Source organism: Escherichia sp. 10290 (assembly GCF_030295155.1).
In the GTDB taxonomy this organism is placed as follows: domain Bacteria; phylum Pseudomonadota; class Gammaproteobacteria; order Enterobacterales; family Enterobacteriaceae; genus Escherichia; species Escherichia coli_F.
On sequence record NZ_AP025741.1, the window covers coordinates 4,349,064 to 4,366,714 of the forward strand.

At 44.6% G+C, this 17,651-nt stretch carries 18 protein-coding genes; 11 read left to right on the forward strand and 7 right to left on the reverse strand.

Translation table 11 applies throughout. The features are described 5' to 3' along the window. The first annotated feature begins 160 nt into the window (after window positions 1-160). From arsR to arsC, 3 genes are read left to right on the forward strand one after another with little or no spacing between them, the layout of a single operon-like run. Complete coding sequence (gene arsR / locus QUE74_RS21985; RefSeq protein WP_000008961.1) at window positions 161-514, forward strand: As(III)-sensing metalloregulatory transcriptional repressor ArsR; 354 nt, start codon at window positions 161-163, stop codon at window positions 512-514. A 54-nt stretch (window positions 515-568) separates the two neighbouring features. Continuing rightward, on the forward strand, window positions 569-1,858 hold the full coding sequence (gene arsB, locus QUE74_RS21990) for an arsenite/antimonite:H(+) antiporter ArsB (RefSeq protein ID WP_000922644.1): 1,290 nt from the start codon (window positions 569-571) through the stop codon (window positions 1,856-1,858). Between the two features lie 12 nt (window positions 1,859-1,870). Continuing rightward, complete coding sequence (arsC, locus tag QUE74_RS21995) at window positions 1,871-2,296, forward strand: glutaredoxin-dependent arsenate reductase (protein ID WP_000065787.1); 426 nt, start codon at window positions 1,871-1,873, stop codon at window positions 2,294-2,296. A gap of 20 nt (window positions 2,297-2,316) precedes the next feature. Here the strand turns inward: arsC and QUE74_RS22000 are convergent, their stop codons facing one another. Beyond that, on the reverse strand, window positions 2,317-2,637 hold the full coding sequence (locus QUE74_RS22000) for an ArsR/SmtB family transcription factor (RefSeq protein WP_001175591.1): 321 nt from the start codon (window positions 2,635-2,637) through the stop codon (window positions 2,317-2,319). Window positions 2,638-2,744: 107 nt separating this feature from the next. On the opposite strand from QUE74_RS22000, the gene QUE74_RS22005 reads away from it, so the two are divergent. The 4 genes from QUE74_RS22005 (at window position 2,745) to QUE74_RS22020 (ending at window position 7,048) form a co-directional block, all read left to right on the forward strand. Further along, window positions 2,745-3,746 (forward strand): permease, encoded by a 1,002-nt coding sequence (locus tag QUE74_RS22005; protein WP_001355011.1) that lies wholly within the window; start codon window positions 2,745-2,747, stop codon window positions 3,744-3,746. Window positions 3,747-4,326: 580 nt separating this feature from the next. Next, on the forward strand, window positions 4,327-5,550 hold the full coding sequence (locus QUE74_RS22010; RefSeq protein WP_000020655.1) for a hypothetical protein: 1,224 nt from the start codon (window positions 4,327-4,329) through the stop codon (window positions 5,548-5,550). 245 nt (window positions 5,551-5,795) lie between these two features. Further along, the gene (gene slp / locus QUE74_RS22015) at window positions 5,796-6,362 is read left to right on the forward strand and encodes an outer membrane lipoprotein Slp (RefSeq protein ID WP_001057453.1); all 567 of its coding nucleotides are present in this window, start codon (window positions 5,796-5,798) and stop codon (window positions 6,360-6,362) included. Window positions 6,363-6,517: 155 nt separating this feature from the next. Beyond that, window positions 6,518-7,048 (forward strand): helix-turn-helix transcriptional regulator, encoded by a 531-nt coding sequence (locus tag QUE74_RS22020; RefSeq protein WP_000478615.1) that lies wholly within the window; start codon window positions 6,518-6,520, stop codon window positions 7,046-7,048. A gap of 42 nt (window positions 7,049-7,090) precedes the next feature. On the opposite strand, the gene QUE74_RS22025 is transcribed toward QUE74_RS22020, so the two are convergent. From QUE74_RS22025 to hdeA, 3 genes are all read right to left on the reverse strand, one after another. After that, window positions 7,091-7,738, reverse strand: a complete 648-nt coding sequence (locus QUE74_RS22025) for an MgtC/SapB family protein (protein WP_001296814.1) — start codon at window positions 7,736-7,738, stop codon at window positions 7,091-7,093. A 63-nt stretch (window positions 7,739-7,801) separates the two neighbouring features. Further along, on the reverse strand, window positions 7,802-8,128 hold the full coding sequence (gene hdeB / locus QUE74_RS22030) for an acid-activated periplasmic chaperone HdeB (RefSeq protein ID WP_001298717.1): 327 nt from the start codon (window positions 8,126-8,128) through the stop codon (window positions 7,802-7,804). A 115-nt stretch (window positions 8,129-8,243) separates the two neighbouring features. Next, complete coding sequence (gene hdeA / locus QUE74_RS22035) at window positions 8,244-8,576, reverse strand: acid-activated periplasmic chaperone HdeA (RefSeq protein WP_000756553.1); 333 nt, start codon at window positions 8,574-8,576, stop codon at window positions 8,244-8,246. A 254-nt stretch (window positions 8,577-8,830) separates the two neighbouring features. Here hdeA and hdeD point away from each other — a divergent pair, with 254 nt between their 5' ends. Both hdeD and gadE read left to right on the forward strand, forming a co-directional pair. Further along, window positions 8,831-9,403: an acid-resistance protein HdeD gene (hdeD, locus tag QUE74_RS22040; RefSeq protein ID WP_000965671.1), complete on the forward strand. Its 573-nt coding sequence runs from the start codon at window positions 8,831-8,833 to the stop codon at window positions 9,401-9,403. A 798-nt stretch (window positions 9,404-10,201) separates the two neighbouring features. Further along, window positions 10,202-10,729, forward strand: a complete 528-nt coding sequence (gadE, locus tag QUE74_RS22045; protein ID WP_000576690.1) for an acid resistance transcriptional activator GadE — start codon at window positions 10,202-10,204, stop codon at window positions 10,727-10,729. Here the strand turns inward: gadE and QUE74_RS22050 are convergent, their stop codons facing one another. Further along, entirely contained in the window at window positions 10,730-11,008 is a 279-nt protein-coding gene (locus QUE74_RS22050) for a hypothetical protein (RefSeq protein ID WP_001205315.1), read from the reverse strand. A 107-nt stretch (window positions 11,009-11,115) separates the two neighbouring features. Between QUE74_RS22050 and mdtE the strand changes: the two genes are divergently transcribed. Together mdtE and mdtF are read left to right on the forward strand one after the other, a co-directional pair. Continuing rightward, window positions 11,116-12,225, forward strand: coding sequence for a multidrug transporter subunit MdtE (gene mdtE / locus QUE74_RS22055; protein WP_311023917.1), 1,110 nt, complete (start codon window positions 11,116-11,118; stop codon window positions 12,223-12,225). Between the two features lie 24 nt (window positions 12,226-12,249). Next, window positions 12,250-15,363: a multidrug efflux pump RND permease MdtF gene (gene mdtF, locus QUE74_RS22060; protein ID WP_000024902.1), complete on the forward strand. Its 3,114-nt coding sequence runs from the start codon at window positions 12,250-12,252 to the stop codon at window positions 15,361-15,363. 362 nt (window positions 15,364-15,725) lie between these two features. On the opposite strand, the gene gadW is transcribed toward mdtF, so the two are convergent. Together gadW and gadX are read right to left on the reverse strand one after the other, a co-directional pair. Beyond that, complete coding sequence (gadW, locus tag QUE74_RS22065; RefSeq protein ID WP_000150009.1) at window positions 15,726-16,454, reverse strand: acid resistance transcriptional activator GadW; 729 nt, start codon at window positions 16,452-16,454, stop codon at window positions 15,726-15,728. Between the two features lie 367 nt (window positions 16,455-16,821). Further along, a complete protein-coding gene (gene gadX, locus QUE74_RS22070) occupies window positions 16,822-17,646 on the reverse strand; it encodes an acid resistance transcriptional activator GadX (protein ID WP_001191077.1) in 825 nt (274 codons plus the stop codon). Window positions 17,647-17,651 lie beyond the last annotated feature (5 nt).

Here is a 17,651-nt window from a genome sequence, read left to right on the forward strand (position 1 = left end):
GTTTTTTTACATCCTGATTCAGCCTTCCTTTCAAATGAATACCCAACTCAAAATTCACACCTATTACTTACTTTTGCACTTATGCATTCGTTAAAACATATATGTTTTTGACTTATCCGCTTCGAAGAGAGACACTAAGTGCAACAATCAGGAGCGCAATATGTCATTTCTGTTACCCATCCAACTCTTCAAAATTCTTGCCGATGAAACCCGTCTGGGCATCGTTTTACTGCTCAGCGAACTGGGAGAGTTATGCGTCTGCGATCTGTGCACTGCCCTCGATCAGTCGCAGCCCAAGATCTCCCGCCATCTGGCATTACTGCGTGAAAGTGGGCTATTGCTGGACCGCAAGCAAGGAAAGTGGGTTCATTACCGTTTATCGCCGCATATTCCAGCATGGGCGGCGAAAATTATTGAGCAGGCCTGGCGATGCGAACAGGAAAAGGTTCAGGTGATTGTCCGTAACCTCGCCAGACAAAATTGTTCCGCAGACAGTAAGAATATTTGTAGTTAAAAAATTTATCTAAACACATATGAATATTCGAATGTGTTTTATCCAGGAGGCATGATGTTACTGGCGGGCGCTATCTTTGTCCTGACCATCGTATTGGTTATCTGGCAGCCGAAAGGTTTAGGCATCGGCTGGAGTGCGACACTGGGCGCCGTACTGGCGTTAGTTACTGGCGTGGTCCATCCGGGCGATATTCCGGTGGTGTGGAATATCGTCTGGAACGCGACGGCTGCGTTTATTGCCGTCATTATCATCAGCCTGCTGCTGGATGAGTCCGGCTTTTTTGAATGGGCGGCGCTGCACGTCTCACGCTGGGGCAATGGGCGCGGTCGCTTGCTGTTTACCTGGATTGTCCTGCTCGGTGCTACCGTTGCGGCCCTGTTTGCCAATGATGGCGCGGCGCTTATTTTGACGCCGATTGTCATCGCCATGCTGCTGGCTTTAGGGTTCAGCAAAGGCACTACGCTGGCGTTTGTTATGGCGGCCGGATTCATTGCCGATACCGCCAGCCTGCCGCTTATTGTCTCCAATCTGGTGAATATCGTTTCGGCAGATTTCTTTAGCCTCGGCTTTCGCGAATACGCCTCGGTGATGGTGCCGGTGGATATCGCTGCAATACTGGCTACCCTGGTGATGTTGCATCTCTATTTCCGCAAAGATATTCCGCAGAACTACGACATGGCGCTGCTTAAATCTCCCGTAGAAGCGGTTAAAGATCCTGCCACCTTCAAAACTGGCTGGGTTGTTTTACTGCTTCTGCTGGTGGGATTTTTCGTCCTGGAACCGCTCGGCATTCCGGTAAGCGCCATTGCGGCAGTGGGCGCGCTGATATTATTTGCCGTCGCTAAACGCGGTCATGCGATTAATACGGGTAAAGTGCTGCGCGGTGCCCCCTGGCAGATTGTCATCTTCTCGCTCGGCATGTATCTGGTGGTTTATGGCCTGCGCAATGCCGGACTAACGGAATATCTTTCTGGAGTACTCAACGTGCTGGCGGATCACGGCCTGTGGGCGGCGACACTCGGCACCGGATTCCTCACCGCCTTCCTCTCTTCTATTATGAACAATATGCCGACGGTACTGGTTGGCGCGTTGTCCATTGATGGCAGCACGGCATCTGGTGTCATCAAAGAAGCGATGGTTTATGCCAACGTGATTGGCTGCGATTTGGGGCCGAAAATTACACCGATTGGTAGCCTGGCAACGCTACTATGGCTGCACGTACTTTCGCAGAAGAATATGACTATCAGCTGGGGATATTACTTCCGTACAGGGATTATCATGACCCTGCCGGTGCTGTTTGTGACGCTTACCGCGCTGGCGCTTCGTCTCTCTTTCACATCGTAATGAGATACTGATATGAGCAACATTACTATTTATCACAACCCGGCCTGCGGCACGTCGCGTAATACGCTGGAGATGATCCGCAACAGCGGTACAGAACCGACCATTATCTATTATCTGGAAACACCGCCAACGCGCGATGAGCTGGTCAAACTCATTGCCGATATGGGGATTTCCGTACGCGCGCTGTTGCGTAAAAACGTCGAGCCGTATGAGGAACTGGGCCTTGCAGAAGATAAATTTACTGACGATCGGTTAATCGACTTTATGCTTCAGCACCCGATTCTGATTAATCGCCCGATTGTGGTGACGCCGCTGGGAACTCGCCTGTGCCGCCCTTCAGAAGTCGTGCTGGAAATTCTGCCAGATGCGCAACAAGGCGCGTTCACCAAGGAAGATGGCGAGAAAGTGGTTGATGAAGCGGGTAAACGCCTGAAATAACTATAGGGGGATATGCCCCCTTATTTGTTCTTCGTGGCTCCTTCGCTATCTGTTTTGCTGTTTACGCAGCACTCCTCACGTAAGAATTCAATTATCGCTTCCAGCATTGCGTATTGCGAAACACACATCAGCGTCCGACTCTCACGGTTTTGTTTGACCAACCCTACCGATACCAGTGCTGAAATATGGTGACTGAGTGTAGAGCCGGGTATCCCAAGCTGCTTTTGCAACTCACCGACCGGCAAACCTTGTTCCCCCGCTTTGACCAGATGCTTAAATATGAACAAACGGGTCGGATGACCTAACTCTTTCAGTGCCTTAGCGACCTCTTCCAATTGCATGTGTCACCCCCTCTGTCTGGTTGATATTTCGATAATACCAGAAATATCTTGATCTGAACTTTATTTCGATTATTCTGGAAATATAGTTTTATTCAATGAGGTTACTTATGAGTAGTTGGCTTGCGATGCTGCAAGATGCCGCAGAGATGTTTGTGTTTCTCGCCGTCGAGCTTTCTTTGCTGTTTATAGTGATTAGTGCCGGTGTCAGCCTGATAAGACAAAAGGTGCCAGACCATAAAATCCAGCAGATGATGGGGGCCAGAAAAGGGAGAGGCTATCTCCTGGCTGCTCTGTTGGGAGCCGTTACCCCGTTCTGTAGTTGCTCGACAATACCCATGCTACGTGGATTGTTGTCAGCGAAAGCCGGGTTTGGTCCGACTCTCACTTTTTTATTTGTTTCACCGTTACTTAATCCCATTATCGTCGGGTTAATGTGGGTGACCTTTGGTTGGAAAGTTACCTTGTTGTACGCGATTATCGCCGCCGGCGTCTCCGTACTTGCCAGTATTATCCTGGATTCTCTGAGATTTGAACGTCATATCATTGCCAGTAAAAGCTCATCAGCAAATTGTTGCTCTCCAGCCAAAACTTCGCCGGGGACGACTTATACGCCAATAAAAGTGAGTTGCTGTAGTCCAGCGGCTAAAGCCATTGAGAAACCTGTAGTAAACTGTTGCAGTACCAAAGCTGTGGTAAGTATTAATCCCATAAAACTAGCCACCAAAGATGCGTTGCAACAGTTTAAAGATGTACTGCCATATCTTTTGTTAGGGGTATTAATAGGCTCTTTTATTTATGGCTTTATTCCCTCAGAGTGGATTGCCGCTCATGCAGGGGCAGATAATCCCTTCGCCATCCCATTGAGCGCCGTTGTCGGAATCCCGCTGTATATCCGGGCAGAGGCGGTTATCCCTCTGGCATCTGTTCTGATGACAAAAGGAATGGGTCCGGGAGCATTAATGGCATTAATCATCGGCAGTGCCGGAGCAAGCCTGACGGAAGTGATATTACTTAAATCAATGTTCAGAATACCGATGATAGTTGCATTCCTGACGGTTATCTTAGGTATGGCTATCTTGATGGGCTATTTGACTCAAATGCTATTTTAAATAGATGCCAGCAGTAAACTATAAGGAGCATTGTGAGTGTCTTATCCTTCTGAGTAGAAAATCATAGATAGGATAATCCTTAAAAATCACAAATAACTTAACTAATGCTTTGAGAATGATGACGGATCCGTCAGTAAGTCATCAATCGACAATCACCACGCAATCATGCTTCTCTGACATTTTATCGGAGAAGCAATGCCTCTTTGTCTCAGTGCTATCCCCCCTTTTAAAGGGCAGATTTCAGTCGCCAATACAACACATTTTTAAATACACTTCAACCTGGTTCATTATTACACATCTAAAACATCACAAAAATATCACTTCACACACTATCGGAGAACATCATAACTTTTTAAAATGAGCGCTTTTTGATAGTTGTTAATGTTTTCCTTTACGATACTATCACTGCCCTTTTTTTATACACAAATATTACCGGGTGGAAATGAAAGGGAAGTTAAAGGTAATTATATCAGGAAGATATGACGCATTGTGTTTATTTCCGCGTAGAAGAAAATCCATTCCTGTTCTAATTCTCCGATTTGCAAAAATTTAGCGAAATAGATGAACAATAAGGAATGTTATGTCAATTGACTTTACCCCAGGTATGATAAACACATATCACGGCGATATTTATAACCGCACAACAGATACCGACAATGTTAAAACACCAAACACACCGATGTGGCCTTGTGATAATCAGGAAGAACAGCAACCCGTTAATTTTTCATTGTCTGAAGAAGGATATAACGCTGAACAATTTGATTTAGCGAAACAACAACTCCAACAAATTAATGCGTGCCACACGAACACCACATATACAAATGCAGACTACTCAAAAGTTGTGGCTCAACTTGTAAAACTTATTAATAACATTGAAACGATAAGTTCGACACCACTTACGCAACAGACACAATCAATACTTAATCAGATTAATAACATTAGATACGAAAAGAATAAAAACTCTGAATCTAAAATCATTGTTGTCTTTAATCCTAAGCCCAATAAGCCAATCATAACTAAAATTCTCGTAGAAGAGGGAATACCAGTAAGATTCAGTGTCCAAACCGTTTCTTCCGAAAATAAAAATTTTTCTGGGCAACGAACTGATCTACCAACTGATATAAAAGATATTCAACGCTTGTACCAAAAAATGACAAGGTTGTATATTGAGCACAGTAAAAATGAAAACAGGATGAAAGTCTTTGCTGGAACCAACTTTATTGATTTCAATATGACAGGACAGGACCTGTCCGGGTTCGTTCTAACCTTGTCAAGGTTTTATTTCGAAGATCTACTTAATGTAAACTTCACTGACGCAAATTTATTTGATACTATTTTTTCACATAAGGAAAACCCTATCACAAAATTACATAAAGATGAACAATATGTTGACAAACAAATCAATGGTTTATTTTCAACATTATTAACCATTAATGACAACTCTTTAAGAGCAAAAGCGGAAATTGCTTCGACAATAATAGAATTATTAGAAACCAGGGTAAATAATCTTTCATACAACGACATAATAAAATATCAGCAAGAATTCCAAAAACAATGTTATAAGCAAGTTAAAGCCTTTACGACACTCTCCCGATACAATAAAATTCAAACATGGGCAGAAATGTCTGAATATCAATTCGAAATATTTCAACACGATACGTTTCATCCTAAAAAAATGTCATACGCACCTTATTTAAAGAGATCGCTACCTGATGAAAAAACTATAAATTATGGGGTGGAAATAGAAATACCAACTGGCAAAAGAATTCGCTTATCAAATCATTACCAGAATATAATCCCATAATATTGAACATTAGCGCTTTATAAGTATTGAATAAAAATAGATTTTATGTACCTTTAAAAAAAGGCTATTTTATGGGGCGATGGATACTCATGTCACGCCCCAAAATTAACAGAATAAAACTAAACAGAAGGGATATAAACATCAGACAGGTTTACGTTACTATCAGGCATATCGCCTCAGAATCAGATGAAAACTATAAAGAAATATCTATTATGGTTTTAATATTTGTTGATAAGGATAGTAACATGAACATGACAAAAGGTGCACTCATCCTCAGCCTTTCATTTTTGCTTGCCGCATGTAGTTCAATTCCGCAAAATATCAAAGGCAATAACCAACCTGATATTCAAAAAAGTTTTGTTGCTGTTCATAACCAGCCGGGGTTATATGTTGGTCAACAAGCGCGCTTTGGCGGGAAGGTTATCAACGTTATCAATGGCAAAACGGATACGTTGTTAGAAATCGCTGTATTACCGTTGGATAGCTATGCGAAGCCTGATATTGAAGCCAACTATCAGGGCCGACTGCTCGCCAGACAAAGCGGCTTCCTTGATCCAGTGAACTATCGTAATCACTTTGTTACCATCCTCGGTACCATTCAGGGTGAACAACCTGGCTTTATCAATAAAGTCCCGTATAACTTCCTGGAAGTGAATATGCAGGGAATCCAGGTGTGGCATTTGAGAGAAGTGGTTAATACCACCTATAACCTGTGGGATTACGGCTATGGTGCATTCTGGCCGGAACCGGGCTGGGGCGCGCCTTACTACACCAATGCGGTGAGTCAAGTAACACCTGAGCTGGTCAAATAACACCACCGAGAGATGCAGATGCTTTCTCAGCATCTGCATCATGCATTACATTAAATTAATACACAGCCAGCTAACTATTATTATTATAAGCCCTGTCCTGTTAATTACCTTTGGCAAACTGATTATAAAGTTAATGTCCGCACCAGGAGTCGGTTATGTTTCTTATAATTACCAGGGATACGATGTTCTTCACTGCGATGAAAAACATTCTGAGCAAAGGTAATGTCGTTCATATACAGAACGAAGAAGAGATCGACGTAATGTTGCATCAGCATGCCTTCGTCATTATTGATACATTAATGAATAATGTATTTCATTCTAATTTGCTCACTCAGATTGAACGATTAAAACCTGTCCATGTGATTATTTTCTCTCCCTTTAATATTAAACGCTGCCTGGGGAAAGTACCGGTGACCTTTGTTCCGCGAACTATCACCATCATCGACTTTGTCGCACTCATCAATGGCAGTTACTGCTCTGTGCCTGAAGCGGATGTGTCCCTTTCGCGCAAGCAGCATCAGGTTCTAAGCTGCATTGCGAATCAAATGACAACGGAAGATATTCTGGAGAAACTGAAAATATCGCTAAAAACGTTCTACTGCCATAAACACAATATCATGATGATCCTCAATCTTAAGCGGATCAATGAGTTGGTACGCCATCAGCATATTGATTATCTGGTGTGAATTTCCAGTAGGGTGGCGAGTGTGATTTCGCTACCACACAGATTAGCTAATTGAAACGCCTTTCACCCCTGCCATACCTTTTAATAATCGCAACAGATCTTCTATCGACGTCGTGGCATGAAGCTGGATATCAATGGCGACCACTTCATGATCTTCATTTTCCTGCAACGAAACTAAATCCGTTTTTATTTTTTGCTGCTTAAACCAGTCGAGCATTGATACCGTATTACCGTTCACTAATGTCAGCTGTAAATGGTAATTTTTATTCATCAGGCGGAAGGTTAATTGATGAAAGACTTCCAGCACCAGCAAGGTCATCACTGAACCATAAATACCCAGTTCGTACATACCGCTACCAATAACCATACCAATGGCGGCAGTCACCCAGATATCGGCTGCCGTCGTCAGACCCACAATATTTTGGTTACGAACAAGAATGTTACCCGCACCGATAAACCCAACACCCGTCACTACCTGAGCAGCAATACGGCTGGGGTCCAGTCCGACGTGATCTAAAGACAGCACGTCAGCAAAACCATATTTCGAAACAATCATAAACAGGGCGCTTCCCATGCCAATTAATACATGTGTGCGTAACCCTGCTCCTTTGCCGCGCATTTGCCTTTCCATGCCAATAGCGCCACAGGCAATTGCCGCGAGTATAAGACGTATAATAAATTCTGCTGTCATATAAAAATGCAAAAAGGAGCAGCAAGATGGCTCAACTTGCTACTCCTTTTTACTTGTGCCCCATTAATTCGGCAAGTCATTAGATGCTTGATTTTTGAAAGTATACAAATTTTTCTGCGGATTTTTTTTGCAGTATTCGATCACTTTAGGAATTTGAGTAAGATCGGTTTCATTTAAAGTAACAGTATCACCACCTTTATAAACTGTTTCTTCATGCAGCATCCACCACGCAACCGGTGTCATTGCTTTTGGATTCAGATCAATAAATTCCTGGCAAGTCATATCCTTAGCGGATTCATTGGCTGCCAGCGCAGATTGTGCGTTCACCAGTGACAAAGCCGCTACAGCGCCCATAAAAATAAACGCTTTACGGAGAGATGAAATATTCATTTTGTAACCCATTCAATATAGAGATTAAATATGAACAGAAGGAATAGCTGCTTTTGAAGAAGGTATTCCTACCTGTTCAATATGCAAGGAAGTACGATGTAACGTATTCCCGGAATTACATATCTTTCTTAACTTTGTCCCATTCGCTTTTAACTTTATCTTTAAAGTTGGCTTGTTTATCCTGAGTACAAGCCTGAACGATCGCTGGGGTTACGGTTGCAATACCCTGAACATCTAAAACCGCATCTTCTGGTTTATCTTTATTGTTCAGTGCTTCAGCAAAACCAACTGCAGTTGGCTGGAAGGATTCGTCCACAGCCAGAAAATCTTCACAGGTCCAGGTGTTGACCGGTTTTTTGTTATCAGCTGCTTTTTGCGCATCCGCTGCATTGCTCACAACTGGCAGAAGAAGCAGACCACCAAGAATAACGCCTAATACTTTTTTCATCGTAATATCCTCAACTATAAAGTGAAAGAGCCGTCACGAATCAATTTCGACACTGAGGTTATAACCTGGTTTTCTGTATATGTCATGTTGATGGAAAATATCAAAATCAGATATTTTTATTTCAATACAATAAGTTACAGATGCATCAGATACTGTAATTAGGAAATTTTTATTAAATCGACTGCATTCTTAGACGCGTTTTTGGCATAGATTGATAGCAGGGGATTTTCTTCTTAATTTTATAGGGTGGTTCTATGTTATATATAGATAAGGCAACAATTTTGAAGTTTGATCTGGAGATGCTTAAAAAACATCGCAGAGCAATCCAGTTTATTGCCGTGCTGCTGTTTATCGTCGGGTTGCTGTGTATCAGTTTTCCGTTCGTCTCTGGCGACATTTTAAGCACAGTAGTGGGTGCATTATTAATCTGCTCGGGCATTGCGCTTATTGTCGGGCTATTCAGCAACCGCAGTCATAATTTCTGGCCGGTATTATCCGGTTTCCTCGTCGCAGTCGCCTATTTATTGATCGGCTATTTCTTCATCCGCGCACCGGAGCTGGGCATTTTTGCCATTGCGGCATTTATTGCCGGTTTGTTCTGTGTGGCAGGAGTTATTCGTCTGATGAGTTGGTATCGTCAGCGTTCAATGAAAGGCAGTTGGCTACAGCTCGTTATTGGTGTGCTGGATATCGTCATTGCCTGGATATTCCTTGGTGCAACGCCGATGGTTTCTGTAACGCTGGTTTCCACACTAGTGGGAATTGAACTGATATTTAGCGCCGCTAGCCTGTTCAGCTTCGCCAGTTTGTTTGTTAAAAAGCAATAATTATCCCTATTGCCACCTGGATCATAGTCACTTGATGTGACTATGATCCAATTAATACTCTCTCCGCTACACAGCATTTTAGATCAATTGCGCGCTATCATTGAAATAATTACCTGCTGATGAGTATTTCAACCTACTGAATTTTATCTGATTTTTTTCATTGCATGGCAAATTAGCCATTTCAAACATTATCATGGCTGATATTTTCCGTAGTCAGGTTTAATGTTTTAAAAGTGCTGTGGGAAAGTGAACAAAGAGTTCCGTAAACGTTGATGCTATGGGCGGTTAAATAAGTAATCCGGGTTCATTTTTTTGCAACTGGCGTTGATTACATTGCATAAATATCCGTGTCTCCAGACGCTATATAAAAACCTGAAGACATGAATGAGTTATTTACTCAGGTAATTTCAATGCGTTAAAAGAAAGCTGGCAATCCAATTGCCAGCTTAAGTCGAAACAAGGAGACTCGATATTTAAATCGGATTACATTTTAACTTTAGTAATATTCTTCAGAGATCACAAACTGGTTATTGATAACTTATTCTTGGGCAGTAATCCGCAAACGTTAATTTTTTGTTTGCAGCTTACAATCTGATAACAACCAGGAATTTTACTTAGGATCAATATATGGAGTGCGTGATGGATAAATCTGAAGTATTGATTAGTGTTAATAGACGTATTAGTTCACGAAGGGCAAGGTTCTTATAGGCGTTTACTATATTGAACAACGATTCGGACAGGGATGTAAATAATGAAAAGGATGACATGTTCGAAACGATAACGGCTAAGGAGTAAGTTATGATTTTTCTCATGACGAAAGATTCTTTTCTTTTACAGGGCTTTTGGCAGTTGAAAGATAATCACGAAATGATAAAAATCAATTCCCTGTCAGAGATCAAAAAAGTAGGTAATAAACCCTTCAAGGTTATCATTGATACCTATCACAACCATATCCTTGATGAAGAAGCGATTAAATTTCTGGAGAAATTAGACGCCGAGAGAATTATTGTTTTGGCACCTTATCACATCAGTAAACTAAAAGCTAAAGCGCCTATTTATTTTGTCAGCCGCAAAGAAAGTATCAAAAATCTTCTTGAGATTACTTATGGTAAACACTTGCCTCATAAGAATTCACAATTATGTTTTTCACATAATCAGTTCAAAATTATGCAGCTAATTCTGAAAAACAAAAACGAAAGCAATATCACGTCAACGCTCAATATTTCGCAACAAACATTAAAGATTCAGAAATTCAACATTATGTACAAGCTGAAACTAAGACGTATGAGCGACATCGTCACCCTGGGTATCACATCTTATTTTTAGTCAGGACATAATTAACTGAAAATGATGGCAGGCATGAAGAGGGATGCAGATGCTGATTTCATTATCCCCGGTGATGACTAAAGGAGAGGCGAAAACGACTTTATTCCCCTGGTATGTGTATCCACCAGTAGAACCCTTCGTTGCCCGAATGCTGGCAGGAACTGTTGGCAGAACGGCAACATTTTTTTTGTCGTTGACCTCACCATGTCGATCACTGTGCTTGCATCCCATCTTACTGGCTGACAACCCCACTATGCCGCTGGTCTGTAAATCCCTCATACCTCTCCTCGCGCGCAATTTAAAGAACCGTTATATCTCAAGAATTTTCAGGGACTAAAATGAACAGAAGAAGAAAACTGTTAATACCGTTGTTATTCTGCGGCGCGATGCTCACCGCCTGCGATGACAAATCGACGGAAAACGCCGCCGCCATGACGCCTGAGGTCGGTGTCGTCACACTCTCCCCCGGTTCGGTCAATGTGTTGAGCGAATTGCCCGGTAGAACCGTTCCTTATGAAGTTGCCGAGATACGCCCCCAGGTGGGCGGTATTATCATTAAACGCAACTTTATCGAAGGCGATAAAGTGAACCAGGGCGATTCGCTGTATCAGATTGATCCTGCGCCTTTACAGGCCGATCTAAACTCCGCCAAAGGCTCGTTGGCGAAAGCACTCTCAACCGCCAGCAATGCCCGCATCACCTTTAACCGCCAGGCATCATTGCTGAAGACCAACTACGTTAGCCGTCAGGATTACGACACCGCACGCACCCAGCTGAATGAAGCAGAAGCCAATGTCACCGTCGCCAAAGCGGCTGTTGAACAGGCGACTATCAACCTGCAATACGCGAATGTCACCTCGCCGATTACGGGCGTCAGCGGAAAATCATCGGTGACCGTCGGCGCACTCGTTACCGCTAATCAAGCCGATTCACTGGTTACCGTGCAACGTCTGGACCCGATTTATGTCGATCTCACGCAGTCGGTGCAGGATTTTTTGCGCATGAAAGAAGAGGTCGCCAGTGGACAAATCAAACAGGTTCAGGGCAGTACGCCAGTACAGCTCAATCTGGAAAATGGTAAACGTTACAGCCAGACCGGCACGCTGAAATTCTCCGACCCGACGGTGGATGAAACCACGGGGTCCGTGACCTTACGGGCAATTTTCCCCAATCCCAATGGTGATTTGCTGCCAGGTATGTATGTCACGGCATTAGTGGATGAAGGTAGCCGCCAGAATGTATTACTGGTGCCGCAGGAAGGCGTCACCCACAACGCCCAGGGTAAAGCAACGGCACTCATTCTGGATAAAGACGATGTCGTGCAGCTACGCGAAATCGAAGCCAGCAAAGCCATCGGTGACCAGTGGGTTGTCACCTCTGGCTTGCAGGCTGGCGATCGGGTGATCGTTTCCGGTTTGCAACGTATTCATCCGGGTATCAAAGCACGTGCAATTTCCTCCAGCCAGGAAAACGCCAGCACCGAATCGAAACAATAACGTTGCAGGCTTAAGGGGACTTTCATGGCTAACTATTTTATTGATCGCCCGGTTTTTGCCTGGGTACTTGCCATTATTATGATGCTTGCAGGTGGTCTGGCGATCATGAACTTACCGGTTGCGCAATATCCGCAGATTGCGCCACCAACCATTACCGTCAGCGCAACCTATCCGGGTGCCGATGCGCAAACGGTAGAAGACTCGGTCACTCAGGTGATTGAGCAAAATATGAATGGGCTTGATGGCCTGATGTACATGTCTTCAACCAGCGATGCGGCGGGTAATGCCTCCATCACTCTGACCTTCGAGACGGGGACATCGCCTGATATCGCGCAGGTTCAGGTGCAAAATAAACTGCAACTCGCTATGCCTTCATTACCTGAAGCGGTGCAGCAGCAGGGTATTAGCGTCGATAAGTCGAGCAGTAATATCCTGATGGTAGCGGCGTTTATTTCTGATAACGGCAGTCTCAACCAGTACGATATCGCGGACTATGTAGCGTCTAATATCAAAGACCCGCTAAGCCGTACCGCGGGCGTTGGTAGCGTACAACTCTTTGGTTCCGAGTATGCCATGCGTATCTGGCTGGACCCGCAAAAACTCAATAAATACAACCTGGTACCTTCCGATGTTATTTCCCAGATTAAGGTGCAAAACAACCAGATTTCTGGTGGTCAACTGGGTGGCATGCCACAGGCGGCAGACCAGCAACTGAACGCCTCGATCATTGTGCAGACGCGTCTGCAAACGCCGGAAGAATTTGGCAAAATCCTGTTGAAAGTTCAGCAAGATGGTTCGCAAGTACTGCTGCGTGATGTCGCCCGCGTCGAACTTGGGGCGGAAGATTATTCCACCGTGGCGCGCTATAACGGCAAACCTGCTGCCGGGATCGCCATCAAACTGGCTACCGGAGCAAACGCCCTGGATACCTCGCGAGCGGTGAAAGAGGAGCTGAACCGTTTATCGGCTTATTTCCCCGCAAGCCTGAAGACGGTTTATCCTTACGACACCACACCGTTTATCAAAATTTCTATTCAGGAAGTTTTCAAAACGCTGGTTGAGGCTATCATCCTCGTCTTCCTGGTCATGTATCTGTTTTTGCAGAATTTCCGCGCCACAATCATCCCGACGATTGCCGTACCGGTGGTTATTCTCGGGACGTTTGCGATCTTGTCGGCGGTCGGTTTCACCATCAACACGTTAACTATGTTCGGGATGGTGCTGGCGATAGGGTTACTGGTGGATGACGCCATCGTGGTGGTGGAGAACGTCGAGCGTGTCATTGCGGAAGATAAACTACCGCCGAAGGAAGCGACGCATAAATCGATGGGGCAGATCCAACGTGCGCTGGTCGGGATTGCCGTTGTTCTTTCCGCAGTGTTTATGCCGATGGCCTTTATGAGCGGTGCAACCGGGGAGATCTACCGACAGTTCTCCATCACGCTGATCTCCTCGATGCTGCTTTCAGTATTTGTGGCAATGAGCCTGACCCCTGCCCTGTGCGCCACCATTCTGAAAGCCGCGCCGGAAGGCGGTCACAAACCTAACGCCCTGTTCGCACGCTTCAACACGCTGTTTGAAAAATCGACTCATCACTATACCGACAGCACCCGCTCGCTGTTGCGTTGTACCGGTCGCTACATGGTGGTCTACCTGCTGATTTGCGCCGGGATGGCGGTGCTGTTCCTGCGTACGCCGACCTCTTTCTTACCAGAAGAGGATCAGGGGGTATTTATGACCACCGCGCAGTTACCTTCCGGTGCAACCATGGTTAACACCAAGAAAGTGCTGCAACAGGTGACTGATTATTATCTGACAAAAGAGAAAGATAATGTTCAGTCGGTGTTTACCGTTGGCGGCTTTGGCTTCAGTGGCCAGGGGCAAAACAACGGTCTGGCGTTTATCAGCCTCAAACCGTGGTCTGAACGTGTCGGTGAGGAAAACTCGGTTACCGCGATCATTCAGCGGGCAATGATTGCGTTAAGCAGTATCAATAAAGCCGTCGTCTTCCCGTTCAACTTACCCGCGGTGGCTGAACTGGGTACCGCGTCAGGTTTTGATATGGAACTGCTGGACAACGGTAACCTGGGGCACGAAAAACTGACCCAGGCGCGAAACGAGCTATTATCACTGGCAGCGCAATCACCGAATCAGGTCACCGGGGTACGCCCGAACGGACTGGAAGATACGCCGATGTTCAAAGTGAACGTCAACGCCGCGAAAGCCGAGGCAATGGGTGTGGCGCTGTCTGATATCAACCAGACAATTTCCACCGCCTTCGGCAGCAGCTACGTGAACGACTTCCTCAACCAGGGGCGGGTGAAAAAAGTGTATGTCCAGGCAGGCACGCCGTTCCGTATGTTGCCGGATAACATCAACCAGTGGTATGTACGCAACGCCTCTGGCACGATGGCACCGCTTTCGGCCTATTCGTCTACCGAATGGACCTATGGTTCACCGCGACTGGAACGCTACAACGGCATCCCGTCAATGGAGATTTTAGGTGAAGCGGCGGCCGGGAAAAGTACCGGTGACGCTATGAAATTTATGGCAGACCTGGTCGCTAAACTTCCGGCAGGCGTCGGCTACTCGTGGACCGGACTGTCGTATCAGGAAGCGTTATCCTCAAACCAGGCTCCCGCGCTGTATGCCATTTCACTGGTCGTGGTGTTCCTCGCCCTTGCCGCACTTTATGAGAGCTGGTCAATTCCGTTCTCGGTGATGTTGGTTGTACCGTTAGGTGTCGTTGGCGCATTACTGGCCACCGATCTGCGCGGCTTAAGTAATGACGTCTACTTCCAGGTTGGTTTGCTGACTACCATCGGGCTTTCCGCCAAGAACGCCATCCTGATCGTCGAATTTGCCGTTGAGATGATGCAGAAAGAAGGGAAAACGCCGATAGAGGCAATCATCGAAGCGGCGCGGATGCGTTTACGCCCAATCCTGATGACCTCTCTGGCCTTTATTCTCGGCGTGTTGCCGCTGGTAATCAGCCACGGTGCCGGTTCCGGCGCGCAAAACGCGGTAGGTACCGGCGTGATGGGCGGGATGTTTGCCGCAACAGTGCTGGCCATTTACTTCGTTCCAGTCTTTTTCGTTGTAGTGGAACATCTCTTTGCCCGCTTTAAAAAAGCGTAACGTGTAAATGAGAGTAAGGTTGAACGTGAGGGTTCAGCCTTACTCTTTCCTGCTAACCATTCACCACTCAACAACCAGCTAACCGTCAGGAATACCAGGCTTAGTACACAGCACTGAAAGTAAAAACCACTCCAGCCATTCGTCATCAATTTGAACAGCACAATACTGACCCACATTCCCGTAATCGTATGAATTGTCAGCTTAATAATCCCAAACATGCCGAGTCTTTTCCTCCTGAAAATACCTATACCGCCTGGCATACTGCGAAAGAGAACTAGCCGGTAGCCCGGCAGAAATCATCAGGGAAGAGTTTCACATGAAGCACGTGTGAGATCCTGACCAATATTCAAATGCGAAATATGTCAGGAAAAGGTACCTGGCGAATGTTGCGCAAACTGATGTGGCGTTACACCATAATATTGTCGAAATGTGTTTATAAAGTACGACGTACTGCTATACCCACATTTTTCCGCAATAGTATGTAGAGGAATTTGACGTAACTCGAGTAATCGTCTGGCCATCGACATCCTGGAAGCGAGTAATATTTTACTGAAACAGGTATTTTCGTCCTGCAACTTTTTTTTGATGAGACTCTCGCTGGTATACATTCTTTCCGCGATATCGCGTAGATACCAACGTTTAGCGATATCAAAGCTAATAAGGCGTTCAACTTTTCCTGAAACAGTGCTGATACTATTGAAAAGTAAGGGGATTAGTTCTTTCTTATGAGAAAACATAGATAAACAGGAAAGGTAGAGCATATTGCTCAGTATCGGCGAATTTACTCCGGATTCATTGAAACTATCAAAAATCGCCGTCACCAGAGGCATGGGCGGGGACTGGTTAATTAACAAACGGTCTTTGCTATGTAACCCTAAATTGCGCGGTAACTGACGAATATTTTGTAAGTAATGGCAAACTGTCAGCTCATCGATATCCAGTCGTCGTGTATCCGGTGAACAAAACGCAAAATCGTCTGCCAAATTTTTATCCAGCAGTAGAATACTTTCGTTGTGCAACGATATTTTTTGCTGTTCATGATGAATATCCAATGAACGACGAACGAGGATCACCGAGCAGACATGAGTCATGACTATCCCTTATATTTCATTACTGCGATTATTTCAATTTCAGTATACTAATGAAATGATGCCAGACCGCTTCTTCGTGCATAAACTGCCATATTTGGTAGGACCAAAAGTTATCCAAAAAGTAGTTTGACATAACAGTTAATTGATAATAAGAAAATGCAAGAAGAATATATTTTCACACAGCGCATAGCTTATGTTTATAAAAAAATGGCTGATCTTATCTCCAGTAAAAGTTATATTTAACTTACTGAGAGCACAAAGTTTCCCGTGCCAACAGGGAGTGTTATAACGGTTTATTAGTCTGGAGACGGCAGACTATCCTCTTCCCGGTCCCCTATGCCGGGTTTTTTTTATGTCTGGGTAAAAACTATAATCTTATTTCTTCCGCAGAATAGTTAGTACCGTAAAAATTCCCTTGCGCAACAATACTTGCCACCGAGTCACGGTTCGGCAATTCTTGTGCTGATCGCTCCTGATACTCTGTGGGCGTCATCCCATAATAATTTCGAAAAACGTAAATGAAATACGACACGCTGTGATAACCACAGGACACTGCAACTCGCTTAATTGAAAAACCATGTATAACAATAAGTTGCAAAGCACGTTGCATTCTACACTCAGTAAGCAACTGTGAATATGACGTACCTTCTTCGCGCAATTTTTTCTTTAACAGGCTTGAACTCATCAACAGCTCGCTGGCGATTTGGGCTAATGTCCACTCATGGGCGATATTATTATTGATGACCGTACAAACTCGTGTTCGCATGTTCGGTTGCAAAACGTTCAGAAGCAGCGGTATAAACTGCTCGTCCTCCAGGAAAACAGATAACAACGCAAAGATTAATGCTCTTTTACGGAGCATTTCTGCATAGCGCAGATTCTTATTCTGCGATAGTTGCGCAACCTCCTGAAAAACAGGAATATCTCTGGTACAGTGATGAACGAGTAACGAAGGAACTTTTTTATGTGCATGAAGATTTAATGCCTCCTCCTTGAGCATCGGGAGAAATAATGAAAGCGTGTCCCTTGAAACTAATACAAAATTCTCGACACACTTATCCACTTGAATTTGACTTGCATCCGCAAAAACCAGTTCACCGCCATTAAAATAGCGATATTCACCATTAACCATGGTGAGAATATATTTATGTCTTGCGTACGCAATTAGACAATTACCATGTAGTGATTGCATAGTCG

What these genes read in the sequence shown, in the direction of transcription:
- slp (WP_001057453.1), top strand. Translation starts at nt 5,796, where the DNA reads ATGAACATGACAAAAGGTGCACTCATCCTCAGCCTTTCATTTTTGCTT.
- QUE74_RS22025 (WP_001296814.1), bottom strand. Translation starts at nt 7,738, where the DNA reads ATGACAGCAGAATTTATTATACGTCTTATACTCGCGGCAATTGCCTGT.
- QUE74_RS22010 (WP_000020655.1), top strand. Translation starts at nt 4,327, where the DNA reads ATGTCAATTGACTTTACCCCAGGTATGATAAACACATATCACGGCGAT.
- gadE (WP_000576690.1), top strand. Translation starts at nt 10,202, where the DNA reads ATGATTTTTCTCATGACGAAAGATTCTTTTCTTTTACAGGGCTTTTGG.
- gadX (WP_001191077.1), bottom strand. Translation starts at nt 17,646, where the DNA reads ATGCAATCACTACATGGTAATTGTCTAATTGCGTACGCAAGACATAAA.
- hdeB (WP_001298717.1), bottom strand. Translation starts at nt 8,128, where the DNA reads ATGAATATTTCATCTCTCCGTAAAGCGTTTATTTTTATGGGCGCTGTA.
- hdeA (WP_000756553.1), bottom strand. Translation starts at nt 8,576, where the DNA reads ATGAAAAAAGTATTAGGCGTTATTCTTGGTGGTCTGCTTCTTCTGCCA.
- QUE74_RS22005 (WP_001355011.1), top strand. Translation starts at nt 2,745, where the DNA reads ATGAGTAGTTGGCTTGCGATGCTGCAAGATGCCGCAGAGATGTTTGTG.
- mdtE (WP_311023917.1), top strand. Translation starts at nt 11,116, where the DNA reads ATGCTCACCGCCTGCGATGACAAATCGACGGAAAACGCCGCCGCCATG.
- arsC (WP_000065787.1), top strand. Translation starts at nt 1,871, where the DNA reads ATGAGCAACATTACTATTTATCACAACCCGGCCTGCGGCACGTCGCGT.
- QUE74_RS22000 (WP_001175591.1), bottom strand. Translation starts at nt 2,637, where the DNA reads ATGCAATTGGAAGAGGTCGCTAAGGCACTGAAAGAGTTAGGTCATCCG.
- gadW (WP_000150009.1), bottom strand. Translation starts at nt 16,454, where the DNA reads ATGACTCATGTCTGCTCGGTGATCCTCGTTCGTCGTTCATTGGATATT.
- mdtF (WP_000024902.1), top strand. Translation starts at nt 12,250, where the DNA reads ATGGCTAACTATTTTATTGATCGCCCGGTTTTTGCCTGGGTACTTGCC.
- arsR (WP_000008961.1), top strand. Translation starts at nt 161, where the DNA reads ATGTCATTTCTGTTACCCATCCAACTCTTCAAAATTCTTGCCGATGAA.
- arsB (WP_000922644.1), top strand. Translation starts at nt 569, where the DNA reads ATGTTACTGGCGGGCGCTATCTTTGTCCTGACCATCGTATTGGTTATC.
- QUE74_RS22050 (WP_001205315.1), bottom strand. Translation starts at nt 11,008, where the DNA reads ATGAGGGATTTACAGACCAGCGGCATAGTGGGGTTGTCAGCCAGTAAG.
- QUE74_RS22020 (WP_000478615.1), top strand. Translation starts at nt 6,518, where the DNA reads ATGTTTCTTATAATTACCAGGGATACGATGTTCTTCACTGCGATGAAA.
- hdeD (WP_000965671.1), top strand. Translation starts at nt 8,831, where the DNA reads ATGTTATATATAGATAAGGCAACAATTTTGAAGTTTGATCTGGAGATG.